4 protein-coding genes are annotated in these 3444 nt (G+C 52.0%); all 4 read right to left on the reverse strand.

Annotated elements, in window-relative coordinates; all coding sequences use genetic code 11:
- Positions 1 to 216 precede the first annotated feature (216 nt).
- Positions 217 to 1116, reverse strand: coding sequence for a DNA/RNA non-specific endonuclease (locus QUB63_RS34885; RefSeq protein WP_332949962.1), 900 nt, complete (start codon positions 1114 to 1116; stop codon positions 217 to 219).
- Between the two features lie 163 nt (positions 1117 to 1279).
- Positions 1280 to 2029, reverse strand: coding sequence for a glucose 1-dehydrogenase (locus tag QUB63_RS34890; RefSeq protein ID WP_332949963.1), 750 nt, complete (start codon positions 2027 to 2029; stop codon positions 1280 to 1282).
- Positions 2030 to 2352: 323 nt separating this feature from the next.
- Positions 2353 to 2604: a CopG family transcriptional regulator gene (locus QUB63_RS34895; protein ID WP_332949964.1), complete on the reverse strand. Its 252-nt coding sequence runs from the start codon at positions 2602 to 2604 to the stop codon at positions 2353 to 2355.
- Positions 2601 to 3191, reverse strand: a complete 591-nt coding sequence (locus QUB63_RS34900; protein ID WP_332949965.1) for a ParA family protein — start codon at positions 3189 to 3191, stop codon at positions 2601 to 2603. Before QUB63_RS34900 ends, QUB63_RS34895 begins: the two co-directional genes overlap by 4 nt.
- Positions 3192 to 3444: the final 253 nt, after the last annotated feature.

The following is a 3444-nucleotide window of genomic DNA, read 5'->3' on the forward strand; positions in this document are numbered from 1 at the left end:
CAGCCTACATAGAGGCGGTTGTCGGTTGATGTTACCCAGTTGCAGAACTGCTCCCACAGGTTGGCGCTTTCGCGCTGCTGTAAAGTTGCTGTCATGGTTTTATGATTGCTGTATTTGGTTGTCAATGTTCGGATGATGTCTCTATTATTAACGGTATCGTTAAGGTTTGTAAAGGGGTGTAACGACAGTTAAACTGATGGGGGTAATAAGCTGGGGTTATTGGCTGTCAACTTTGCTCTCAATGACTTGCTGAACTTGCGGGGTTACGTTCGACAAGAAATTCAACCCGGTCTCCCGCTCTACCTGTTTCACCGGTACTCGAAAGCTTTTCCATGCCTTGCCCTTGACGATCGCATCGTTGGGCATCATCACGGCGATCGTCCTGGTATTGTTAGTAATTCCCTGCATCCCTAACCCCTGTCTGTCCAGCACCGCGATAACTTTCCAAGTCTTTGCCGGCACTGCAATCTTTTCCTTTCTGCCAATGCTGCCTTTCCTCCCCACCGGCCCGGCCGGAGATGTAGAGTTCCTTGCCCGGCGCTGCGCCAACTCCCGGCAGTAATCTTCCAAATCACCCCAGACACCCCTGTTGAGTTCTGGCACTTGGGGCATCATGTTGGTCATCAGGAAAGTGCTGCTGTTGTCGGCTTCGTTGCGAGTGCGGTCGGCGCTTGGTGCGAGGTGTCCCCGGTCGTAGCCGCTTAGAGTGTAATCGTTGGGGCGGACTTTGTACCAAGCATCCGGGAGTGCATCATCGGGTCTGAAATCATTCTTTCGGTCAGCGCTTCCAATCCACGAGCGATTGAGTTGCCAAGATACCCAATTGGCGGTGCGAGTTTTGTTGTTGTAACTCATCACAAACTGCGGCTTCACCATCAGGTAGTTATCGGTGCTGGCAACACTGGGAGCTGCATTGCTGGGATTGCCCGGGAGCAAGTTGGGGTTGTTGGTGGCTGAGCTGATTGGTTCTCTGGTTCCTGGTTTGGGTTGCTGCACCCTAGGTTTCTCACGAACTTGAGGAAGCCGAGACGGTGGCGGTGGCTTCCTCAAGTTGCAGCCGCTAAGAATCCCTATCAAAATCAGAGCGATCGTCCCCCGCTGCCACAATTTCTCCACTATCTGCTGCCCCTATTCTCTTCGTCAATCCCAAGCTTATCAGCAGCCTGACACTTAACCGCAAGAATGCAGCCACAGCCAAACAACTTCCCAAATCTCTAGTACGTTTGCCCTTTCAAAGAAGTAGCGCGCTCGGAAGATTAGCGGCCGCTTTTAGAGCGCTTCAAATTTGTGCCATACCGCCATCGACAAACAGCTCGATGCCGTTGACAAAGCTGCTGTCGTCACAAGCGAGAAAAACAACCGCCTTAGCAATCTCATCAGGTGTGCCGACTCGCCCTAATGGAATAGTGACGGCTTGGCTGTCCACGAATTCCTGCACTTGCTCGTCGCTCAGTCCCAGGAGATTGTAACCAGGAGTAGGAACTACGCCAGGACTAATTGCGTTAACCCGAATCTTGCGCTCTTTGAGGTCGAGCGTCCAATTGCGGGCAAACGATCGCACGGCGGCTTTGGTTGCGCTGTAAACACTGAAAGCTGGGGTACCCACGGTAGAAGCAGTCGAGGCGTTGAGGATGATAGAAGCGCCTTCGCGTAAGAGTGGCAGCGCCTTTTGCACGGTGAACAGCAGACCTTTAACGTTGGTGTTAAACGTTTTGTCAAAGTGTTCTTCGGTGATCGATCCGAGCGGGGCGATTTCTCCACCGCCAGCATTGGCGAAGATTACATCGAGGCGACCTTGCTCTTGTTTAATCGTGGCGAACAGGCGATCGAGATCTGTCAGCTTGGAGACATCGCTCTGAATACCGGTGACATTTTCACCAATCTCTTTCACGGCGGCATCGAGTTCGCTTTGACGGCGACCTGTGATGAAGACATAGGCACCTTCGGCGACAAAGCGCTTGGCAGTGGCAAGACCGATGCCACTGGTACCACCCGTAACGAGAGCGACTTTTCCTTCTAGTTTTTGCATTTTGGATGAGTCCTGTGGTTGTTGAGGGTAAAACTTATGTATTGAGAGGGAGTTGATGGTGGGGTTGATTCTAAATGACGGTTTGAGCTGTTCGATTGTAAACCTGCGATTCGCCCGAACGTACAAATTTCCCTGCCGCTAAAGGCTCTGTCCTCCAAACCTTCTCGCTCTAATTTTGCTAAGCATCGCGCGCGATAGTTGCGTAACTCCTGAGTTTTTTACCGCCAGTACGCTTGCCTCCAGAATGCAGCGACAGACGGGAGAAACAACTCCAGTAGATTAAATAAACATTCAAGCGTCCAAATGTTCAAACATCCAAACATTCAAATGTTCTTATTAGCGCTGAGCTGCTGGAGGTATTGAGCGACCGACTTTTCAACCAGCTCGCTGATTTCTTCACCCGACTGCGCGGCAGCAGATTTGAGGTCGCGGTGCATTTGTTTTGGCAGGTAAACAGTAGCCCTGACAAAATTCGGGTCTTTGCTTTTGGGGAGCGCCGGAGTTGGTGCGGGTTCGAGATCGGGTTCCCCGGGCTTGAGTTTCTTCGCCTTTAACAAATCATCAAAGCGGCTCACGGCAATATCTCCTTGCCGGCTGCGGCATAACAACCCCAAGCAGCTTTGGCGTAGGCATCTTTGACGGCACTTACGGGAACCCCGGCGAGCGCTGCTTTTTGAAATACTGCCAGCCGCCTGACCTCAGCTTTGAATACCGGCAGCTCGGCTTTCTCGATCGTTCTGCGAGACTCAATCCCTACTTTGCTGGGAGCTGGTGGGATAAGCGTCAGCAAAATGCGGTAATTCGATTTGAGGGAATGCAGGGCTTCCACCATTTGCGCCATCGCGGTGAGGGCCATCGCATCGGGAGAACTCGGCAAAATCAGCAAGTCGCAACCTTCTGCTACAGTTTTGAGTTCGTCGGGGTCGGGTCTGGCCGGCGTGTCTATCACGATGTGCTCGTAATCTCTGGCAAAGCGAACTCCTTGCTTCTCATCCACTACTTTGAACGGCAGGGAACCCCGCGCTGCCCAGTCCAACGCACTGCGGTTGAGGTCGCCGTCTACCAAAAGCGTAGGTGCTTTTGTTTGCAGGTAAGCTGCTAGGTGCAGCGCTGTAGTTGTCTTTCCGACTCCGCCCTTGAATGAGGCGATTGTCACGATCATAGGTGTACCGATACGTTGATTAACTCAATTTTAGTAGTTGAACATCTAAATGTCTAGGCGTTTGAATGATTGAATGTTTTAAATGGTGCTGTATCTTGTCAGTGTATGGGGCGGCTTGGCTCGGCTAATTAACGGTAACAACGCAGCGCGGGCGTTGCGGGCGATTTGAGGCGGTGGAGTTGACGGGGTGACAACCCCGTCAAAAGCTTGATAAAATCAAGGACATAGCCCTGTACCCCCTCTGGAAGAATGG

It is taken from the genome of Microcoleus sp. ARI1-B5, from assembly GCF_036705795.1.
Lineage (GTDB): Bacteria > Cyanobacteriota > Cyanobacteriia > Cyanobacteriales > Microcoleaceae > Microcoleus.

Bases quoted from the DNA above. Each gene is read 5' to 3' on its own strand.
- QUB63_RS34890 (WP_332949963.1), bottom strand. From the start codon at position 2,029: ATGCAAAAACTAGAAGGAAAAGTCGCTCTCGTTACGGGTGGTACCAGT.
- QUB63_RS34900 (WP_332949965.1), bottom strand. From the start codon at position 3,191: ATGATCGTGACAATCGCCTCATTCAAGGGCGGAGTCGGAAAGACAACT.